The organism is Streptomyces sp. NPDC107528, assembly GCF_055639295.1.
Genome location: NZ_JBVKAV010000005.1, coordinates 297,291 through 317,644 on the forward strand (window position 1 = coordinate 297,291; position 20,354 = coordinate 317,644).

15 protein-coding genes are annotated in these 20,354 nt (G+C 71.3%); 8 read left to right on the top strand and 7 right to left on the bottom strand.

What is annotated here, in order from left to right:
• Positions 1-55: 55 nt before the first annotated feature.
• Positions 56-577, top strand: a complete 522-nt coding sequence (locus ACZ7L5_RS18280; protein WP_471517733.1) for a PadR family transcriptional regulator — start codon at positions 56-58, stop codon at positions 575-577.
• A 42-nt stretch (positions 578-619) separates the two neighbouring features.
• On the opposite strand, the gene ACZ7L5_RS18285 is transcribed toward ACZ7L5_RS18280, so the two are convergent.
• Both ACZ7L5_RS18285 and ACZ7L5_RS18290 read right to left on the bottom strand, forming a co-directional pair.
• The gene (locus tag ACZ7L5_RS18285) at positions 620-3,067 is read right to left on the bottom strand and encodes a SpoIIE family protein phosphatase (protein ID WP_471517735.1); all 2,448 of its coding nucleotides are present in this window, start codon (positions 3,065-3,067) and stop codon (positions 620-622) included.
• Between the two features lie 150 nt (positions 3,068-3,217).
• A complete protein-coding gene (locus ACZ7L5_RS18290) occupies positions 3,218-5,293 on the bottom strand; it encodes a SpoIIE family protein phosphatase (RefSeq protein WP_471517737.1) in 2,076 nt (691 codons plus the stop codon).
• A gap of 255 nt (positions 5,294-5,548) precedes the next feature.
• Between ACZ7L5_RS18290 and ACZ7L5_RS18295 the strand changes: the two genes are divergently transcribed.
• Positions 5,549-8,923 (top strand): pyruvate carboxylase, encoded by a 3,375-nt coding sequence (locus ACZ7L5_RS18295; protein ID WP_471517739.1) that lies wholly within the window; start codon positions 5,549-5,551, stop codon positions 8,921-8,923.
• Positions 8,924-9,028: 105 nt separating this feature from the next.
• On the opposite strand, the gene ACZ7L5_RS18300 is transcribed toward ACZ7L5_RS18295, so the two are convergent.
• Positions 9,029-9,865, bottom strand: a complete 837-nt coding sequence (locus tag ACZ7L5_RS18300) for an alpha/beta fold hydrolase (RefSeq protein WP_471517741.1) — start codon at positions 9,863-9,865, stop codon at positions 9,029-9,031.
• Complete coding sequence (locus ACZ7L5_RS18305; RefSeq protein ID WP_471517743.1) at positions 9,862-10,674, bottom strand: MerR family transcriptional regulator; 813 nt, start codon at positions 10,672-10,674, stop codon at positions 9,862-9,864. Before ACZ7L5_RS18305 ends, ACZ7L5_RS18300 begins: the two co-directional genes overlap by 4 nt.
• A gap of 21 nt (positions 10,675-10,695) precedes the next feature.
• On the opposite strand from ACZ7L5_RS18305, the gene ACZ7L5_RS18310 reads away from it, so the two are divergent.
• Together ACZ7L5_RS18310 and ACZ7L5_RS18315 are read left to right on the top strand one after the other, a co-directional pair.
• Complete coding sequence (locus ACZ7L5_RS18310) at positions 10,696-11,169, top strand: DUF6194 family protein (RefSeq protein ID WP_471517745.1); 474 nt, start codon at positions 10,696-10,698, stop codon at positions 11,167-11,169.
• A 56-nt stretch (positions 11,170-11,225) separates the two neighbouring features.
• On the top strand, positions 11,226-11,441 hold the full coding sequence (locus tag ACZ7L5_RS18315) for a hypothetical protein (RefSeq protein WP_362386279.1): 216 nt from the start codon (positions 11,226-11,228) through the stop codon (positions 11,439-11,441).
• Positions 11,442-11,490: 49 nt separating this feature from the next.
• On the opposite strand, the gene ku is transcribed toward ACZ7L5_RS18315, so the two are convergent.
• The 3 genes from ku to ACZ7L5_RS18330 all read right to left on the bottom strand — a co-directional run bounded on the left by ku (position 11,491) and on the right by ACZ7L5_RS18330 (position 15,584).
• Positions 11,491-12,477: a non-homologous end joining protein Ku gene (gene ku / locus ACZ7L5_RS18320; protein ID WP_471517747.1), complete on the bottom strand. Its 987-nt coding sequence runs from the start codon at positions 12,475-12,477 to the stop codon at positions 11,491-11,493.
• Between the two features lie 112 nt (positions 12,478-12,589).
• On the bottom strand, positions 12,590-14,704 hold the full coding sequence (locus ACZ7L5_RS18325) for a SpoIIE family protein phosphatase (protein ID WP_471517749.1): 2,115 nt from the start codon (positions 14,702-14,704) through the stop codon (positions 12,590-12,592).
• A gap of 64 nt (positions 14,705-14,768) precedes the next feature.
• On the bottom strand, positions 14,769-15,584 hold the full coding sequence (locus tag ACZ7L5_RS18330; RefSeq protein ID WP_471517751.1) for a YhjD/YihY/BrkB family envelope integrity protein: 816 nt from the start codon (positions 15,582-15,584) through the stop codon (positions 14,769-14,771).
• Between the two features lie 367 nt (positions 15,585-15,951).
• Between ACZ7L5_RS18330 and ACZ7L5_RS18335 the strand changes: the two genes are divergently transcribed.
• The 4 genes from ACZ7L5_RS18335 (at position 15,952) to ACZ7L5_RS18350 (ending at position 20,351) form a co-directional block, all read left to right on the top strand.
• Entirely contained in the window at positions 15,952-16,653 is a 702-nt protein-coding gene (locus tag ACZ7L5_RS18335) for a GAP family protein (protein WP_471517752.1), read from the top strand.
• Positions 16,654-16,829: 176 nt separating this feature from the next.
• Entirely contained in the window at positions 16,830-17,324 is a 495-nt protein-coding gene (locus ACZ7L5_RS18340) for a gluconokinase (RefSeq protein ID WP_471518122.1), read from the top strand.
• Positions 17,325-17,358: 34 nt separating this feature from the next.
• Positions 17,359-18,306, top strand: a complete 948-nt coding sequence (locus ACZ7L5_RS18345) for a DUF389 domain-containing protein (RefSeq protein WP_471517754.1) — start codon at positions 17,359-17,361, stop codon at positions 18,304-18,306.
• A 179-nt stretch (positions 18,307-18,485) separates the two neighbouring features.
• Positions 18,486-20,351 (top strand): glycoside hydrolase family 15 protein, encoded by a 1,866-nt coding sequence (locus tag ACZ7L5_RS18350; protein WP_471517756.1) that lies wholly within the window; start codon positions 18,486-18,488, stop codon positions 20,349-20,351.
• Positions 20,352-20,354: the final 3 nt, after the last annotated feature.

Consider the following 20,354-nt stretch of genomic DNA (forward strand, 5'->3'; position numbering starts at 1 on the left):
TTGTATGTGTCATCAAGGCGACCACAGTCCACAGTGGAATGTCAAGGGAAGGCTCATGCCCGGTACCGAACTCAACGCGTCCGCGGCCTCGCTGCTGGGATTCCTGCACGCGGGCGAGGCCAGCGGCTATGAACTGGTCAAGCTCGCCGAGGAACTGATCGGCGACTTCTGGACCCTGACCCGCAGTCAGGTGTACCGGGAGCTGGCGACGCTGGCGGACCGCGGCCTCGTGTGTGCCGGACCGGCCGGGCCGCGGGCACGGCAGCCCTACCGGCTCACCGAGGAAGGTCGTGCGGCGTTCGCCGAGTGGGTCACCCGCCCGCCGGGCACCGAGCAGATCCGCTACCCGCTGCTGCTCACCATCGCGTTCGGTTCGGCCGTGGAGCGGGAGCGGCTGCTGGAGTTCGTCGCCGAGCACCGAGCCCTGCACGAGAGCCGGCTGGCCGGCTACCGGGAGCGCACCGCGGCCGGCGGACTCGACGCGTATCAGCGGGCGACCCTCGCCTTCGGGCTGCGCTACGAGGAGGCCGTCCTGGAGTGGATGGACGAGCTGCCCGGAATCCTCGGTGAGACCTGAGCCGCAGCGCCTCCCACGCCGGCGGTGGCCCGTTGTGGCAGGTCAGCCTTCTGTCTCCGCGGGGGGTTCCGGCAGCGGCTGCTCGGCCCAGATGGTCTTGGAGTTGCGGCCGTAGCGTGTGCCCCACCGTTCGGCCAGCTGGGCCACCAGGAACAGGCCGCGGCCGCCCTCGTCGGTGCTGCTGGCCTGGCGCAGGTGCGGCGAGGTGCTGCTGCTGTCGGAGACCTCGCAGATCAGCTGGCCGTCGCGGATCAGCCGGAGCACGACCGGGCCGCCTGCGTAGCGGTAGGCGTTCGTGACCAGCTCGCTCACGATGAGCTCGGTGGCGAACGCGCACTCCTCCAGCCCCCACTCGGTCAGCCGGTCCGTGACCAGTGCCCGGGCCCGCGCGGCGGCGGTGGCCTCGGCCGACAGCTCCCAGGTGGCCACCTGCTCCACCGCCAGCACCCGGGTCCGGCCCAGCAGCAGCGTGACGTCGTCGGCGGACCGGTCGGGCAGCATCGCGTCCTCCACCGCCTTGCACATGTGCTCCAGCGACTGGGCCGGACCGGACAGCGCGGCACGCAGCAGGGCCAGGCCCTGGTCGATGTCGCGATCGTCGGCCAGGAGGAGACCGTCGCTGTACAGAGCGATCAGGCTGCCCTCCTCCAGTTCCAGCTCGGCCGTCTCGAACGGCAGCCCGCCGAGGCCGAGCGGCGGTCCGGCGGGCAGGTCGAGCGGGCGGACCTGGCAGTCCGGCCCCAGCACCGTCGGCGGCGGGTGACCCGCGCGGGCCATGGCGCAGTGCCGGGAGACGGGGTCGTAGATCGCGTACAGGCATGTCGCGCCCAGGATCTGGGGCATGTTCGCATCGATCTGCTGCTGTTCGGTGGCCAGCTGGTCCACCAGGTCGTCGAGCCGGGCGAGGACCTCGTCCGGAGCCAGGTCGAGGTGCGCCAAGGTGCGCACGGCCGCGCGCATCCGGCCCATGGTCGCCGAGGCGTGCATGCCGTGGCCGACCACGTCGCCGACGACCAGCGCGACGCGCAGCCCCGACAGCGGAATGACGTCGAACCAGTCGCCGCCGACCCCGGCGGAGGCCTGCGCGGGCAGATAGCGGTGGGCTGTCTCGACCGCCGGGTGCTCGGGCACCTCACTCGGCAGCAGGCTGCGCTGGAGGGTTTCCGCGGCCTGGTGCTGCTGGGTGTAGCGGCGGGCGTTGTCGATGCAGACCGCGGCTCTGGCGGCGAACTCCTCCGCCAGGGTGAGGTCGTCCTCCTCGAAGGGCTCCGGCCGCTGGGAGCGCCACAGGCAGACCAGGCCGAGGATGACACCGCGCGCGGTCAGCGGCACCACCATCAAGGAGTGGACACCCATCGCGAGCGCCTTCGCGGTCCGTTCCGGCTCGGCGGCGAACCATCCGCGATTGCCCTCCACGAGGGGCTCGAGGACCGGACGCCGTTCGGCCAGGCACCGTGACGGCGCCGTGTCCTCGGGGAAGGAGAACAGTTTGCCGACGGGATACATCACCTGCCGGACCCCGGGCTGGATGCTGTGCGCCGCCATCCTGCGCAGCGGGCCCGTGGCGTCGGGTGCGGGCTCCTCGCCGCGCGTCACGGGCTCCAGCAGATCCACCGAGAGCGCGTCGGCGAGTTCGGGAACCGCCGACTCGGCCAGCTCACGTGCCGTCGTGGCCACATCCAGGGTGCTGCCGATCCTGGCGCCGGCCTCGTTGAGCAGCGCGAGCCGGCGACGGGCCCGGTGGCGGTCGGTGACGTCCTCGACGATCTCGGTGACGCCCAGCACCCTTCCGGACGGGTCCTGCATCCGGAAGGCGGAGATGGAGATGAACAGTTCCTTGCGGGTGTCGCTCAGCAGCCGTGCCGGTTGCTCGGCGAAGATCACGGGCCTGCCCGTCTCCAGGACCGACCGCAGCTTCTCCTCGGCGAGGTCCGCGTCCGCACCGAGGAGGAACTCGCCCGCGCGTCGCCCGCGGTACGCCTCCGGCGGCAGTCCGCCGAACCTTGCGACCGCCCGGTTCATCCGCAGCACGCGCAGGTCCGGCCCGAGAACCACGACACCCACGGGGGACCGGCTGAAGAGGCCGTCCAGCACGCCCCTGTCGATCTCCCACTGGATGACGTCCTCGGCGCGCGAGCCGACGAGAAGCCACTCGACGCTGGAGTCCAGCCGTTGCACGCACCGGGCCCTGAACCCCACGTACACGCGGTCGCCCGCGCGGTGCCGTAGCGGCAGCAGCCCGAACCAGCCGCCCTCCCGCAGGCACGCGTGCGTCGCCTCGGCGATCACGGACTCGTCCCCGCTGTCGATCAGGACCTCGCGGACCTGCCGGCCCAGCACCTCGTCGGCCCGGTATCCGAGCAGCTTGGTGGCCTGCTCGCTCCAGGCGACGACCCGACCCCCCCTGTCCACAACGGCGGAGGCGGACTGGTGGATCGAGAACGGATCCTCCGGGCTCTCGCTGAGCGTCGTCGGGGGTGTGTCGTGCATCGCCCACCCGTCCCGCGCCGTTCGCGGGGCCGTACTGCGGCCCCGGGGCGCTCCTACCGTTCGGCATGCCTGGCAGCGGCTCAGTCCCAGTATCGGGTGTACGGGCACACCGTGCCTCAGAAACTGCTCCTCAAGGTCCGGCGGGCAAGGTCATCGCGGCAGAGCCCGGGCCAGGAGAACCGCCACGTCGTCGTCGGCGCCCTCGGGCATGACGTGGGCCAGGAGGCCGTCGCAGATCTTCGCCAGTGGGCGGCCCGGCTCCCGCAGTGCCTGTGCCAGACGGTGCATGCCCTGGTCGAGGTCCGTGCCGCGGGTCTCGATCAGGCCGTCGGTGTACATCACCAGAAGCCCGTGCGCGGGGAGGACCACCTGCTGGACCTCGCAGTCCATTCGGCCGACGCCGAGGGGCGGGCCCGCCGGGCAGTCCAGGAAGGTGACCGTTCCGCGCCCGTCGGCGACCACGGGCGGCGGGTGACCCGCCCTGGCGATCAGACACAGGCCGGTCCGCGGATCGTGAACGGCGTACAGGCACGTGGCCATCTCGTTGTCGCCCAGATCCGCCACCACGGCGTCCAGGGCGGGCAGCACCTGGTCGGGCGCGGGCTCCTGGCGGGCCAGGGTCCGGATCGCCGTGCGCAGCTGCCCCATGACCGCCGCCGCGTGGATGCCGTGCCCCATCACGTCCCCGATCACCAGGGCGGTCCGGCCGTCCGACAGGGCGATGGCGTCGAACCAGTCGCCGCCGACCTCGTGGTCACCGGCCGGCAGATAGCGCCCGGCGAGTTCCAGTCCGTCGACGGGAGGCAGGACGGGGTTCATCAGGCTGCGCTGCAGGGTGAGGGCCGCGTCGCGCTCCCGGCTGTACATGCGCGCGTTGTCGATGTTCAGCGCCGCCCGGGCGACCAGTTCGTCGATCAGCAGCGTGTCCTGGTCGTCGAACGGCCCGCGATGCCGGGTCCGGGTGACGATGACCGCGCCGAGCACGCTGCCGCGGGCCACCAGCGGGATCAGGCGCGCCGCGCCCACATGGGTGCGCAGGTAGGAGCGCAGCCGGTCGGCGCCCGGGGCGATGATCATGGGGCCGATGTCGGACCGGGACAGGTTCATGGGCCGGCCCGCCGTGATGACCTGCTCGTACACCGACCCCTGCGGGACCTGCTGGGTCATGCCGACGGCGAGTTCGTCGACCGGCGCCGCCGGATCGGTGAAGGACGCCGCCGCACGGCGCACCACGCCGTGCGCCGATGCCGCGGTCTCGTCCGGGGCCACCGCCTCCTCCAGCAACTGCACGTCGGCCGAGTCGGCCAGCCGGGGCACCAGCACGCGGACCACCTCCTGCGCCGTCTGCCGCAGATCCAGCGTGGAACCCATCTGCGTGCCCGCCTCCGCCAGCAGCGCGAGCCGCCGACGCGCCCGCTCCGCCTCCAGGTGGGCGCGCTGTCCCTCCGTGACGTCGATCACCGAAGCGATCAGTCCGATCCGCCGGCCGGCGCCATCGAGCAAGGGCGCGTAGGAGCAGGACCACGTCCGCAGCAGGTCCGGCTGCTTCGTGCTGACAGCGGAGTAGCGGAAGTCCACCACCGCCTCACCCCGGTCCAGGACCTGCCGCATCACCGACTCCAGCACCTCGGTGCCGGGGGCGACCTCGCTCACGCGCCTGCCGACGTGCTCCGCCACCGGTACGCCGTCCACACGGGCCAGCGCCTGGTTCACCCGCAGGAAACGCAGGTCGGAACCGAGCATGGCCAAGCCGATCGGGGACTGGGTGAACAGCCCCTCCAGAGCCGCCAGCGCATCGCGCATCTGCTCCACGGCGGTCGTCTCCGCCGCGATGGCCATCACGCCCGTCCGCCGCCCGTCCGCGATCGGGCAGATCCACATGTCCATGTCGACCAGATGCCCGTCCCGATGCCGGACCGGTAGCCGGGCGACGACCGCCGCGCCCCCCTGCACGGTCCGGGTGAGCCGCTCGGCCAGGTCGCGGTTCTCCTCGGGGACGAGCACACGGTTGACGTCCTGACCCACCACCTGCTCCGGGGTGTGACCGAGCAGGTCGTGGGCGGCGAGCGACCACTGCGCCACGCGCCCCTCGGCATCGGCAACCCACAGGGCCAGCGGCAGCAGATCCTGGAACACCCCTGGGTGTCCCACCGCGGACATGCGCCGGTCGGGGGTTTCGCCGACCGCTTCGTGCGCATGCGCACCGTAGGGACTGGCGCTGGTCATAGGGGCACCTCGCTCACCCGACACCGGCCCACCGCGGCCCGGGGTCCGCGACGGACCGACGCCACCCTTGACCACAGGAGGCTCAAGGACAGCGTAGGCCCGTCCGGCCGCTCGGGGGTCGTCGGTGCGCTGTGACAGGTTGCCGAACCTGGGCAGGTGAGGGTGGAGATCGAGAGTGGCCCGGCTCACATGGCGTGAAAGAGGCGCCGCCGACACCATGGGTGCTCCGTCACCGCAAGGCTGAAGGGATCAAGAATGTTCCGCAAGGTGCTGGTCGCCAACCGCGGGGAGATCGCGATTCGTGCGTTCCGCGCAGGCTATGAGCTGGGCGCGCGCACCGTCGCCGTCTTCCCGCACGAGGACCGCAACTCCCTGCACCGGCTCAAGGCCGACGAGGCCTACGAGATCGGCCAGCCCGGACACCCGGTACGGGCGTATCTCTCCGTGGAGGAGATCGTCCGGGCGGCACGCCGCGCGGGAGCGGACGCCGTGTACCCGGGGTACGGATTCCTGTCCGAGAACCCCGATCTGGCCCGGGCCTGCGAGGAAGCGGGCATCACCTTCGTCGGACCGAGCGCGGACATCCTGGAACTGACCGGGAACAAGGCCCGCGCGGTGGCCGCCGCCCGCGAGGCCGGCGTACCCGTGCTCGGCTCGTCCGCGCCCTCCAACGACGTCGATGAATTGGTTCGCGCGGCCGACGACGTCGGCTTCCCCGTGTTCGTCAAGGCGGTCGCGGGTGGCGGCGGCCGCGGCATGCGCCGCGTGGAGGATCCCGCCCAGCTGCGGGAGTCCATCGAGGCGGCGTCCCGTGAGGCGGCGTCCGCGTTCGGCGATCCCACGGTGTTCCTGGAGAAGGCGGTCGTCGAGCCCCGCCACATCGAGGTGCAGATCCTCGCCGACGGACAGGGCAACGTGATCCACCTGTTCGAGCGGGACTGTTCGGTGCAGCGCCGCCACCAGAAGGTGATCGAGCTGGCGCCCGCGCCGAACCTCGACCCGGAGCTGCGCGACCGGATCTGCGCCGACGCCGTGCGGTTCGCCCGCCAGATCGGCTACCGCAACGCCGGCACCGTGGAGTTCCTCCTCGACCGCGACGGCAACCACGTCTTCATCGAGATGAACCCGCGCATCCAGGTCGAGCACACCGTGACCGAGGAGGTCACCGACGTCGACCTGGTGCAGTCACAGCTGCGCATCGCCGCCGGCGAGACCCTCACCGACCTCGGCCTCGCCCAGGAGACCGTCACGCTGCGCGGCGCCGCGCTGCAGTGCCGTATCACCACCGAGGACCCCGCCAACGGGTTCCGCCCGGACACCGGCCGCATCAGCGCCTACCGCTCGCCGGGCGGCTCGGGCATCCGCCTCGACGGCGGCACCACCCACGCCGGTACGGACATCAGCGCCCACTTCGACTCCATGCTGGTCAAACTCACCTGCCGGGGCCGGGACTTCAACACCGCGGTGGGCCGTGCCCGGCGCGCCGTGGCCGAGTTCCGCATCCGCGGCGTGGCCACCAACATCCCCTTCCTGCAAGCGGTGCTGGACGACGCCGACTTCCAGGCCGGCCGGGTCACCACGTCGTTCATCGAGCAGCGCCCGCACCTGCTCACCGCCCGCCACTCCGCCGACCGCGGCACCAAGCTGCTGACCTACCTGGCCGACGTCACCGTGAACAAGCCGCACGGCGAACGGCCCGACCTGCTGGAGCCGTTGACCAAGCTGCCCGAGCTGCCGGCCGGTGAGCCGCCGGCCGGGTCCCGGCAGCGGCTCGCCGAACTCGGCCCGGAGGGCTTCGCACGCTGGCTGCGCGCGTCCCCGACCATCGGCGTCACCGACACCACGTTCCGCGACGCCCACCAGTCGCTGCTCGCCACGCGCGTGCGCACCAAGGACATGCTCGCCGTCGCTCCCGTGGTGGCGCGCACCCTGCCCCAGCTGCTGTCCCTGGAGTGCTGGGGCGGCGCGACCTACGACGTCGCCCTGCGCTTCCTGGCCGAGGACCCGTGGGAGCGCCTGGCGGCCCTGCGGGAAGCCGCGCCGAACATCTGCCTGCAGATGCTGCTGCGCGGCCGCAACACCGTGGGCTACACGCCGTATCCCACCGAGGTGACCGACGCCTTCGTGCACGAGGCGGCAGCCACCGGCATCGACATCTTCCGCATCTTCGACGCCCTCAACGACGTCGCCCAGATGCGGCCCGCCATCGACGCCGTACGGGACACAGGGACGGCCGTCGCCGAGGTGGCCCTGTGCTACACCTCCGACCTGTCCGACCCGTCGGAGCGTCTGTACACGCTGGACTACTACCTGCGTCTGGCCGAGCAGATCGTCGAGGCGGGCGCGCACGTACTGGCCGTCAAGGACATGGCGGGCCTGCTGCGCGCCCCGGCCGCGGCGACGCTGGTGTCGGCCCTGCGCAGGGAGTTCGACCTGCCCGTCCACGTCCACACCCACGACACCGCCGGCGGGCAGCTCGCCACCTACCTCGCCGCCATCCAGGCCGGCGCGGACGCGGTGGACGGCGCGGTGGCGTCCATGGCGGGCACCACCTCCCAGCCGTCCCTGTCGGCGATCGTGGCCGCGACCGACCACTCCGACCGCCCCACCGGCCTCGACCTCCAGGCCGTCGGCGACCTGGAGCCGTACTGGGAGAGCGTCCGCAAGGTCTACGCCCCCTTCGAGGCGGGTCTGGCCTCGCCGACCGGCCGCGTCTACCACCACGAGATCCCCGGCGGCCAGCTCTCCAACCTGCGCACCCAGGCGGTCGCGCTGGGCCTGGGCGACCGCTTCGAGGAGATCGAGGCGATGTACGGCGCCGCCGACCGGATGCTCGGCCACCTGGTCAAGGTCACCCCGTCGTCGAAGGTGGTCGGCGACCTGGCCCTGCACCTCGTGGGCGCGGGCGTGTCCCCGAAGGACTTCGAGGCGGAGCCTGCCAGGTTCGACATCCCCGACTCCGTCATCGGGTTCCTGCGCGGCGAGCTGGGCACCCCGCCCGGCGGCTGGCCCGAGCCGTTCCGCACGAAGGCGTTGCAGGGCCGCGCCGAGGCCAAGCCGGTCCAGGAGCTGAACGCCGACGACCGCGAGGGCCTGGCGAAGGACCGGCGGTCGACGCTGAACCGGCTGCTGTTCCCGGGCCCGACCCGCGAGTTCGACACGCACCGCGACACGTACGGCGACACCAGCGTCCTCGACAGCAAGGACTTCTTCTACGGGCTGCGCCCCGGCAAGGAGTACTCCGTCGACCTCGAACGCGGTGTCCGGCTGCTGATCGAGTTGCAGGCCGTCGGCGACGCGGACGAGCGCGGCATGCGGACCGTGATGTCCACCCTGAACGGCCAACTGCGGCCGATCCAGGTCCGCGACAGGGCGGCGGCCTCCGACGCCCCGGTCACGGAGAAGGCCGACCGTGCCAACCCCGGCCATGTCGCGGCACCGTTCGCCGGCGTGGTGACCCTCACGGTCGCCGAAGGTGACGAGGTGACGGCCGGCGACACGGTGGCCACCATCGAGGCGATGAAGATGGAGGCCTCGATCACCGCCGCGAAGTCCGGCAAGGTGGCCAGGCTCGCCATCAATCCCATTCAGCAGGTCGAGGGCGGCGACCTCCTCGTCGAACTCGCCTGAGCGGCCTCCAGGGCCGGTGGTGCAGGGGCACGGTCTCGCGGACTTCTCCGCCGGGCCGTGCCCCTGCCGCCGGCACGGCGTCAGTCTGACTGTTCCCGAAGGGTGTCAGCCTGTCCGTTCCTGGAGGAAAGCCATGAGCAGGGCCGTGAGTTCGGCAGGCGCGTCCTCCTGGACCAGGTGGCCTGCGCCGGCGATCGGCTCCAGCCGCGCGCCGGGGATCCGGGCGGCCAGCTCGTGGCCCTTCGCCAGGGGGATCCAGGTGTCGTCCGCGCCCCAGCAGACCAGGGTCGGGAAGCCGATCTCGCCGTAGCGCTCCTGGACCTCGTCGGTGTAGCGCTGGTCGGCCTGTGCGATCTGCCGGTAGAAGGCCGGTTGGCCGACATCGCCGAGCCAGGGCAGGGTGAGCCGGTCGAGGACGGCAGGGTGCAGGCCGGGGCTGCTGGCCGAGCTGACGTACTCGCGCACCAGTGCGCGGTGCAGAGCGGGCGGCAGTTGGTCGAAGACGTCGCAGTGCTCGCCGACGAGACGGAAGAACGGGGAGCCCCACGGGGCCAGCGCCACCGGGTCGACCAGGGCGAGCGCGCGGTAGCGGGCTCCGTGCAGCAGGTGTGCCCGCAGGGACACGGCTCCGCCGAAGTCGTGCGCGACCACCAGAGGTTCGTCGAGCTTCCAGTGCGCCAGGAGCTCGGTGAAGACCCTGCCCTGGGTTGCCAGGGAGACATCCTGGTCGGCCGACATCTCTGATTCCCCGTAGCCGGGCATGTCCCACACGAACACCTGGTGGCGACGGGCGAGCGCGCGGGCGACGGCGCGCCAGACGTACGACGAGAAGGGCGTGCCGTGGAGGAGGACGACCGGATCCTGGCCGGGTTGCCCGAGGCTGCCCCAGCGGATCTCGCCCGACGTGCTGCGGAATGTCTCGGTCAGCTGCCATTCACTCACGGGTGCTGGTCCTCTCGGTCGTTTCTGCCGAAGTCGGTGTGGTCCGCCGAAGCCTCAATCATGGTGAGGACGGCACTGAGCGCGACGGCTCCGTCGAGCAGTGCTCTGGAGCGCGTGGCGATGCCGGCCTCCCTGGCGGCCAGCGCGGACGTGACGTCCTCCGAGCGGTGGGCGCCTCGCAGCTCCGGCACGAGGGCCCGCAGGGGTGCGATGCGGTAACCGGCCTTGCGCAGCTGATGCACGATCCGCGCATCCCGGACCTGGGCGGGTGTGTACCGGCGTGTGCCACGCGCGGGGTCGCGGTTCGGGACGACGAGTTCCTCCGCATCCCAGTGCCGCAGCGTCGAAGGACGGACGCCGAGAGCGGCGGCGAGGTCGGAAACGCTCATCGAGTCCGACGCCCGTACGTCCTCGATCGGTTCACCGGCGATGGCCCGGGCCGCCTCCTGGGCCAGCCTCAGTTCCCTGCGCTCCGTGTCGAGTCGGGCGTGGGCCGCGTCGAGCAGGGCCAGTGCCTGCGAGGCGGGGGTGCGGTGGACGGCCCGGACGATCCTCTTGGCCTCGGTCGGACCCACGCCCGCAGCGAGGGCACGGTAGGCCAGCGCCGACTGCACATGCGGGTCCCCGTAGATCCGGTAGCCCGTGGCGGTGCGCGTCGCCGGCGGAAGGACACCGTCGCGTTCGAGATTGCGCACCTGTTGAACGGAGTACCCGCAGCGCCGCGCGACATCGGCGGTGCGCAGAACACCTGATTTGAGACTTGCCACCCTGAAGGTCCTCTGTTTCCGCCTCGAAGTCTCCACAAGCACTTCAGTGCAACGCTAGAGCACATGACCATGGACGAGATCATCAGCTTCGTGGACGGACTGGACGGCGTGCTGACTCTCAGGCCGGCGCCCGGCGACGGCACACCGGAGATCAGCTGGGGCGACACGTTCTTCTTCTACGCGCCCGATCGGGTGCCCCCGACCACGACCCAGCCGTTCGCGACGATCGTGACCAAGAACTACCCCGGCGACGAGGCCTCCCGTCTGGACCGGGCGGACACCTTCCGCGTGAACATCAACGCCGGGAAGGAAGCGTTCGTCCGATGGACCGGTCACGCGCCCCGCGAGCCGGCCGCCCGCGAGGTCGATCCCAGCGCCGCCGACACCGTGATCGCCCACCCCGTCTACGGCGCCGCCGGCTGGCTGGCGGTGGTGAACCCGGGCCCGCGCACCGCAGCGGCAACCCGTGAGCTGCTGCGTGCGGCCCATCACTTGGCACGCTCCCGCCATGAGCGACGCACCGCGTCGACTCCCTGAGGCCGGACGCGCCCGCCCCGCATGCGCCCGGGCGCACCGCATCGCACCCTGGTGCTATGGCAGGTGCGCAGCCCATCGTCATCTATCCGCCCGCCGAGGACGGCGGCCGGCGGGTGCGTGCGGACACCCGGTTCCTGGGCATGGCGTACGGGCTCCTGGACGTGGCCGAGTTCCTGAGCCTGGCGGGGATCGAGGACGCCGATCCCGAGTACGTACGGCAGTCCGGGCTCATCGAATGGCGGGGCGGCGGCCCGGACGAGTGGGGGCACTGAGCGGGGGCGACCACGACCACAGCCTCGCCTGCACGGGCTCCTCGGTCGGTCAGGCGGCCTTCTTCTTCCCTCGGCGCCCCGACCGGGCGAGGGCGTCGATCAGCTGGTCACGGGTCATCTTCGAGCGGCCCGGGACGTTCTGGTCGGAGGCCTGCTGGTAGAGCTCCGGCTTGCTCATCCGCCGCAGCTCGCTCTTCTGCGCGGGACGGTCGGCGGCCGACTTCTTCTTGCGCTCTTTCCTGGCGCCACCCCCGGGGGAGCGGGCCTGGTCGAGGCTGTGCTGGAGGACGTCCATCAGGTCGACGACGTTGGTCGCCTCGGGGGCCTCCTCGGCGACGGCGATGTCCCTGCCCTCGGCCTTCGCCCTGACCAGCTCGCGCACCTTCTCCTGATAGGTGTCGTGGTAGCGGGCCGGCTCCCATTCGGCGCTCAGCGCGTCGACCAGCTGCAACGCCATGTCCAGCTCCTTGCCGCGGCCGGCCCGGCCGGAGGGCAGCTCGGGCAGTTCGCTGCCCGGGTCGCGGACCTCGTCGGCCCAGTGCAGGGTCTGCAGGACAAGGACCTGGTCGGCCGCGCGCAACGCGGTCAGGTACTGCCTGCCGCGCATCACGAAGGTCGCGATCCCCGCCTTGTCCGCCTCGGCCAGCGCCGCGCGCAGCAGCTCGTACACCTTCAGGTGCTCCTTGCCGCGCGGGGCGACGTAGTACGTGCGGGCGAAGTACACGGGCTCCATGTCGGCCAGGTCGACGAAGTCCGAGATCTCGATTGCCTTCGAGCGGCCCGGCGCGATCTCGTCCAGCTCGTCGGGGTCGATCACGATGTACTCGCCCTCGGCGGCCTCGAAGGCCTTGACGATGTCCTTGCCGTCCACTTCCTTGCCGGTGCGCTCGTTGACCCGCCGGTTGCGGATCCGGTCCGCGGTGCCGCGCTGCAACTGGTGGAAGTGGACGGTGTGGTCCTCGGTGGCGGTGTACAGGCCGACCGGCACGCTGGCCAGCCCGAACGTGATCACCCCTGTCCAGATCGCACGAGCCATGCCGTCCCGCTCCGTCCCGCGTGCAACCGACGGCCCGTTGGGGGCCGTACCTCACCTCCACGCTCGCACCCCGCACCCCGTCCCGCGCGCGGAGAGCGGATCGGGAGTGCCCTCACGCGTCCGCCAGACGGTTGGGCTGAAGCAGGAGCAGAGCGATGTCGTCGGTGTGACGGTTGGTGTGGCGGGTGTGGCGGACCAGGCGGTCCACGAGTTGGTGCAGGGGCAGATCGCTCGACTCGCTGAGGTGCTGTGCGAGGTCGGCGATGGTCTGGGTGATGTCGGTGCCGGGGACTTCCACGAGGCCGTCGGTATAGAGGGCGAGGAGCGTCTCCGGGCCCAGGGGCAGGGTGGTGAGCGGGTAGGAGGGGGTGCCGAAGCCGAGGCCGAGCGGAGGGCCCGGGCGGACGTCGACGGGATGGGCCCGGTTGTCGGGGTGGCGCAGGAGCGGCGGAGGGTGCCCCGCGCTGGCCAGGGTCACCTGGTGGCGGGCGAGGTCGAGGTGGGCGTACAGGCAGGATACGAAGCGGCTGGCGTGCAGGTCGGCGAGGTCGCGGTCGGTGCGGGCGAGGACCTGGTCGGGGGCGGCGCCGGCCGTGGCATGGGCGTGCACGGCCATGCGGACCTGGCCCATGAGGGCCGCTGCCGTCATGTCGTGGCCCTGCACGTCGCCGATGACGGCCGCGGCGGTGGTGCTGGTCAGACGGATGAGGTCGTAGAAGTCGCCGCCGATGTTCACACCCTGGCTGGCGGGAAGGTAGCGGGCGGCGACCTCCAGACCGGCCACGGTCGGCAGAGCGTGCGGCAGGAGGGTCTGCTGCAGGGCGTGGGCGAGGTTGTGCTTGGCGTCGTAGAGGCGCGCACGGTCCAGGGCCTGGGCGATGAGACCGGCGAGGGGCGTGAGGATGGACCGTTCGGCGGCGGTGAAGGTGTGGGGCCGGTTGTAGGCGAGGATCAGGCAGCCGATGGGGCGACCGGAACTGAGCAGCGGCAGGAAGGCCCAGGCGTGCTTGTCGCTGATCTGCGGTGCCCTCGGGTAGAGGCGGGCGAGTTCGCCGCGGTTGGCGAAGAACAGGGACGCACCCGTGGCCAGGGCGCGTCCGGCCGGCGTCAGGTCGGCGTCGGTGGGCAGTCCGTCGAACTGCTCGATGAGAGCGGGGTCGTAGCCACGGGAACCGATGATCTGGATCCGGCCGGCGTCCGCGGCCGACATGATCATGCCGTGGGCGCCGAAGGCAGGCAGGATCTGGTCGGCGATCAGGTCCACGACGTCCTGGACACCGACGGCCTCCGTCAGTGCCGCTGTCAGAGCCATCAGCAGATGGATCCGGCTCGCCGGCGGAGTGCTGGCGGGGGAGGCGGGCTGGATACCGAGGGGCTTGGACGACTGGTCGGGGGTGATGAGGATGCTGGTGCCGCTGTCGTCCGTGTGCAGGCGCAGGTCCAGCCACTGGTCCGGTGGGCGCAGGACGGTGAGGGCGAGGTGCTCCCGGCTGCTCATGGCAGTGCGGTACGCGTCCATGTACGCGATGTTGTCGAGCCACGGAAGTGCCTGCCAAGGCTCGGTTCCCAGCAGTTGCTTCGCCGGTCTGCCCAGCAGACGGGCGGCTGCGGTGTTCACGTAGGTGATGCGTCCGCCCAGGTCGAGGGCGAGAGTGCCGAGGGGAAGGCGCTCCACGAGGTCGGCCGCCGCGACCTCGGACTGGGGCCTCGGCTCCGCACGGTGCGGATGGACGAAACGGGGCCGGTCCGGAATGACCGGAGCGACGGCCTCCGCGTCCAGAACGCGCGCGATACGGCGTGCGCTGACGGCGATGCGGCCGCGCTCGCGGCGGCTCAGGCGGGGGGACCGGTCCGGGGCCCAGATCAGCAGCAGCGCACCCCGGCAGTGCCGGATCTGCTTCAGCGGGACGATCGCGAAGGCGACCTGGTAAGGGATGGTCGCCGCGGCGCGCGGGTACTCACGGGCCAGCGCCTCCAGGGAACTCACCCAGACGAGCTGCTCGTGGCGAACCGCATCCTGGGCCGGGCCGCGGATGGCGAACGACATCCGCCACCACGGTGCGAAGGCGTCTACCGGGAGACCGCACAGTGCGAGCAGACCCATGGTGGTCTCGGCCGGGTCCAGCGCGTAGACACCCCCGGACCTGGCGCCGGTGCGACGCACAGCCGTCGCCAAGGCCTCACCGAGCGGATCAGCCACCTCCGGCTGCTCACCGGACCCGCTCATGCGGCGCACCACCCAACGCCCATGTTCAGAACGCTAAGCCCGACCTGGCGTGACGGCATGTGGATCAGGCGTCCTGTGCCGTGCCGGGCGGCGACGTCGGCGTGCCGAGGCGGCGCCGCAGAAACGGCTCCTGGGACAGGACGGCCCCCGTGCTCAGGCCTACCGCGACCGCCACGCACACGATGATCAGCCAGGACAGCAGCACGAAGACCGGACCCGCGGAACCGTAGTCCGCCAGTGCCCGATTGAGCGCCCGTGGCATGTAGAAGTGCGCGGTCAGGGACAACGCGCTGACCGCGATCGCCGTGATGACCGCACCCGGCAACAGGGGTGACCAGCGGATGCCGCCGCCGAGCAGAAGGTGCTGGGTCCACCACCACAGGACCGTCTCCGCGATCAGGATGGCCGGGATTCCCAGTCCCGCCCCGAGGCCGCCGCGGTTGTGCAGCAGCCCCTGCCCGACCAGCGCGCCGAGCCACAGGACGATCCACGCGAGCCACCGCCACGGAGCGACCTTCGCCCCTGACCGGGGCAGCAGCCAGGCCCGTCTGCACAGGCGCTGCACCGCGCGACTGACGGCGGTGGCCGACAGCAGCACCATGAGTGCGCCGACCACGCCGGTCGCCTGGCGCAGATCGTCGCTCGGGGGTTGGAACGCCTGCTCCAACTGCCCCTTCGCCTGCCCGTTCAGACCGAAGACGGCACTGACCGCCGAGGTGACCTGTTCCTGCACCGCCGGCGGCGCGTACGCACTCAGCACGAACACCAGGGGAACGGCGGTCAGGAAGCACTGCGCCGCGATGCGGGTGGCGGAGTCGAAGATGTTCACCGACACCATGCGGTCCACGAGCCCCGTGACCACCGGGAAGCGGGTCTCCACGCGCGCGTGGACTGCCTTCAGCCAGGCAGTCAGTTTCCGGGTACGACCACGCCACCAGGACGCGTGCAGCAGCGAGCGTATCCGCCGGGGGCCGCCGGCCGGGACGCCCCTGCCGCCGCGCGGCATCAGTCACCGGCGCGCGGGTAGCCCGGGCATGGTGTGCTGACCCGCTCCGCCGTCGCCACCCGTGCGGAAGTCTCCATCGCGCCGCTCCTTCCCGGACTCCAGATTGCGCGACCGAGCGGGCAACGGCACTCCGTCGCCCGCCAAGAGGCGCGTACGCGGACGCCGGGGACGCCGGTCAAGAGATGCGGCGGAGCACGGCCGTGCCTACGCTCGTGCCGTACGGCGCCTGATGGGATCGCCCATGGTCGTGGACCTGCTGCTCATCGCCCTCGCCATCACGCTCGACCCCCTTCCGCTCATGGCGTTCGTGCTGGTGGTGGCATCCGGCAGGGGGGTACGGACAGGGCTCGCCTTCATCGCGGGCTGGATGGCGTGCTTCGTCGCGGTGATCGCCCTGGTCCTGACGCTGACCGGCGGGCAGCCCCCGGCTCCCAGGTCGCCTCCGTCCACGGCGAACCTCGCGGCCAAGCTCCTCATCGGGGTGTCGCTGATCGGGTACGGCCTCCACCGACACCGGCACCGACGACCCGGCCACGACCGCACATCGAAGGCCACGCCCGACGACGCCGCAGTCTCGCCGTCGCGCGGCAAGTCGTCCTCCTTCCTGGCCACCCGGATGGACCGCGGCTCGCTCTGGCCGGCGGCGGCGCTGGCCGTCCTCCTCCAGCCGTGGGGACTCGTCGCGGCGGGCGCCGTGACCGTGGTGGAGGCCGACACCTCCCACGGCACGACATGGGTGGAGCTGATCGCGTTCTGCATCGTCGCGACCGCCGGCCTGCTTGCCGTCGAGCTGTACGTCGTACTGAAACCGGCATCGGCCCGGCGCCGCCTGCTGAGCCTGCGCACCTGGATGGCGGACCACGCACATCAGGCCATCGTGCTCGGCAGCATCGCGATCGGCCTGTGGCTGACGGGAAAGAGCGTCTACGAGCTGGCAAGTTGACCGCCCGGCCGTCCCGGAGCTCCCGGACCGCCCGGACGCCCCGGACGTCCCGGAAGGACCTCTCGCGCGGCGGCTCGCCGGGTCCGGGGCGATAGTGGGCCTACCGGAGCGCTCCACCGTCACCTCAGGGAGGGAGCTTGACCGCGAAGCCCGACGGCCCTCAGGTCGTGATCGTCATGGGCGTGTCGGCGTCCGGGAAGTCCACCGTCGGGACGCGGCTGGCCCAGCAGCTCGGCGTGCCCTTCCTGGAGGGCGACGAACTGCACTCCGCGGCCGAGATCGCCAAGATGGCCGCCGGGCACCCCCTCGACGACGCCGACCGCCGGCCCTGGCTGGCGGCCCTCTGCCAGTGGATCCGGTCGGTCGTGTCACACGGGGGCGGTGGCGTGGTCGCGTGTTCCTCACTCAAGCGCCGCTACCGGGACGAGTTGCGGAGCGCGGGCGAGGGCGCGCACGTGTGCTTCATCCACCTGGCTCTGGATCATCGGTTGGCGGCGGAGCGGATCGCCGCCAGGAAGGGGCACTTCATGCCGCCTGGGCTGCTGGACTCCCAGTTCGCGATCCTGGAGCCGCTTCAGGACGACGAGCCGGGCGTCACCATCGACGCCGGCGCACCCCGGGAGCAGGTCGTGGCAGCGGCGCTGCGAGCGGTGGCCGAGCCGGACGGATAGCGGGCCTACCGCTTCCCGCTCACAGGAGACCCGGATGGAACTGGTCCACTTCCGTATGGTGATGCCGGCCGCCCTCACCCGGCCGGCCGTCGGCCTGCTCACCTCGCACGGCAGCGTGCTCAATCTCGTCGTCGTGAGGTCGAGCCAGATCCCCGAGGGCGACGCGGTGGAGTGCGACGTGGTGCAGGGCGTCGCCAACGACGTGCTGAGTCAGCTGCGCGAACTGGGCGTCGACCGTGCCGGGTCGATCGCCGTGGACGGCATCGACGTGATGTTCTCGCAGCAGGCCGAGCAACTCGAAGCCGACCAGCCGAGCGCGCTCGTCCACGCGCCGTTGTGGGCCGGCGTCGAGGCGCGCATCCGCGCGGAGGGAACCTACCGGCCGTCCTTCTACCTGTTCCTGGTCATCGCCGGGATCATCGGCTCGGTCGGCATCATGACGAACTCTCAGATCCTCATCGTGGCGGCCATGGTCGTCGGCCCCGAGTACAACGCCATCACCAGCGTCGCCCTCGGCCTCGACCGCCGTAGCCGGCGCAGGGTCCGCGAGGGGGTGCGTGCGCTGGTGGTCGGGTTCTCCCTGGCGATCGTGGCCACCTTGGGATTCGCCGCGGTGGCCCGGGGCTTCGGCCTTCAGTCGGAAGCCTTCGACCTGGGTCTGCGGCCCGTGTCCAACCTCATCGGGACGCCGAACTTCTTCTCCGTCGCCGTGGCCTTTCTCGCCGGCATCGTAGGAATCGTCTCGCTGACCGAGGCGCGCGGCAGTGCCCTGCTGGGTGTCTTCATCTCCGTCACGACCATCCCCGCCGCCTCGGACATGGCGGTCTCGCTGGCTTTCGGGGACTGGGACCACGTCTGGGGCTCGTTCGTCCAGCTGCTGCTCAATGTGGTCGTCCTCGTGGCCGTCGGTGTCCTCGCTCTCCGTGTCCAGCGGCGACTGTGGCACCGCGCGACCCGACGGGCCGCGGCTTCCGGGCGCTAGGCCGTGTCCGCAAAGTCCCGCCCGTCCCACGACGCCTGGCACGCGCTCTCGCGACGGGACTTCGCGGACACGACCTAGGGCATGCCGGACGGTCCCTGCCCGGCCCCGCACTCCCGCCGCCCTCATCCCCGCGCGCCGATCTCCGACCCCCGGCTTAGTCTGAGGCGGGGGGCATTCGGGTGAAAGCACGCCGAGAGGTGGCCTCGATGGACGACTACCCCCTGATCGAGAACCACGGCCTCCTCGGCGACCTGCAGACCGCCGCACTGGTGACGACCGACGGCTGCATCGACTGGTTCTGCGCCCCGAGATTCGACTCGCCCAGTGTGTTCGGGGCACTGCTGGACCAGAACAAGGGCGGGCACTGCACGGTCCGGCCGCAGACCGGCGCCTACGCGACCAAGCAGTTGTACTTTCCCGACACGGCCATTCTGGTCACCCGCTTCATGACGGAGGCGGGAGCCGGTGAGGTTCTCGACTTCATGCCGGTGACGGGCGCGACGGTCACGGAAAGTCACCGCCTGGTGCGCATGGTCCGCTGCGTGCGCGGCAAGATGACCTTCGAGGTCGAGATAGCGCCGCGGTTCGACTACGGCCGACAGGCGCACAGGTTGCACATCACCACGCACGGGGCGGCGTTCGCCGCGGAGGACGGCACGGCACTCACCGTGCACCCCATCCGCGAGGCCGACGACGAGCGCTTGCTCGACCTGCTCGCCGACCGACGGGACGCCCTGCACTTCACGCTGACTCTGGAGGCGGGCCAGGAGCGGGGGCTGGCACTGGAGTGGGGCGCCGACGGGCCGCCCAGGGAGATGCGACTGGCCGAATACCATCAGCTCTTCGACGAGACGGTGCGGTTCTGGCGTAACTGGCTGGGCCAGTCCCGCTACACGGGACGCTGGCGCGAAGCCGTGGAGCGCTCCGCGATCACCCTGAAACTGATGACGTTCGCGCCCACCGGCGCCGTGGTGGCCGCCCCGACGGCCGCACTGCCGGAGCAACTGGGCGGGGAACGCAACTGGGACTACCGGTTCACCTGGATCCGGGACGCGTCCTTCTCGGTGTACGCCCTGCTGGGGCTCGGTTTCACCGACGAGGCAAGGGCGTTCATCCTGTGGCTCGCCGACCGGGTCAACGAGCGAGCCGGACGGCACGGTGACACCGGTCCGCTGAACATCATGTACAAGGTCGACGGTTCTTCCGACCTGGACGAACAGGTCCTCGACCACTGGGAGGGCTACGCGGGATCGGCGCCGGTGCGGATCGGCAACGGCGCCGCCACGCAGCTCCAGCTGGACATCTACGGCGAGGCGTTGGACAGCATCTACTTCGCGCACCGGCACGGTCTGCAGCTGGGGCACCGGGGGTGGAACTCCCTGCTGACCAACCTCGACTGGCTGGTCGACCACTGGGACCAGGCGGAGGAGGGACTGTGGGAGACCCGCGGCGGCCGGCAGGACTTCACCTACGGCCGCGTCATGTCCTGGGTCGCCTTCGACCGAGCCCTGCGGCTCTCCGACGCGAACGGACGCCCGGGCCCCTCCGAACGCTGGCGCAGGGCACGCGACGACTGCTACGAGCAGGTCATGGCCAAGGGCTGGAGCGAGGAACGCGGGGCCTTCGTCCAGCACTACGGCAGCGAAGTCCTCGACTCCTCGCTGCTGCGCATGTCGACGGTCGGGATCATCACGCCGGAGGACCCGATGTGGACGAAGACCCTCGGCGCCATGGAACAGGAACTGGTCAGCGACAGCCTCGTCTACCGCTACAACCCCGACGCGTCCCCCGACGGCCTGCGCGGCTCCGAAGGCACCTTCTCGCTGTGCACGTTCATGTACGTCGACGCGCTGGCACGCGCGGGACGGACCGGCAAGGCGCGGCTGGTGCTGGAGAAGATGATGGGATACGCCAACCACCTGGGCCTGTACTCGGAGGAGATCGACCCGACGGGCCGTCAGCTGGGCAACTTCCCGCAGGCCTTCACCCATCTCGCCCTCATCGACGCGGCCATCACTCTGAACAAGGCACTCGAGCGGGCCTGACGC